This window comes from Escherichia sp. MOD1-EC7003 (genome assembly GCF_002965065.1).
GTDB lineage: Bacteria > Pseudomonadota > Gammaproteobacteria > Enterobacterales > Enterobacteriaceae > Escherichia.
On sequence record NZ_PTRE01000331.1, the window covers coordinates 1 to 358 of the forward strand.

Here is a 358-nt window from a genome sequence, read left to right on the forward strand (position 1 = left end):
CCCCGCTCCGGCGTACATGCGCGCAATGGGTTTTGAAGGCACCGGTGCCTGCACGATATGGTCGCACCGGCAACAGGCCAGTTTCGGACGTTGTGTTTCGAGACCCTTAAGGGCGCTGCTGATAAGCACCAGTTGCTCGGACACAACACATCCCAGAGAACTGAGTTCACCACCACAGGCAGGACAGCATTCCTCTTCCGGCCGGATAACCCGGGTTTCACGGGGAAGTGAGGCCGGTAACGGTTTACGGGCTGAAGACTGGCGCAGGGCGGATGGCAGTACCGGGTCATATTGCTCACCCAGCGTTTCCGCCATTTCTTCCTGAAGTGCGCTGATTCGCTCCTGTGCTTCCTGTATC

General features: G+C 58.7%; 1 protein-coding gene. It reads right to left on the reverse strand.

Annotated features, from left to right (window positions below; translation table 11 throughout):
• Window positions 1–358: IS66 family transposase zinc-finger binding domain-containing protein (locus A7090_RS25625; RefSeq protein ID WP_198599624.1), on the reverse strand; the 358-nt coding region annotated here is incomplete at both ends.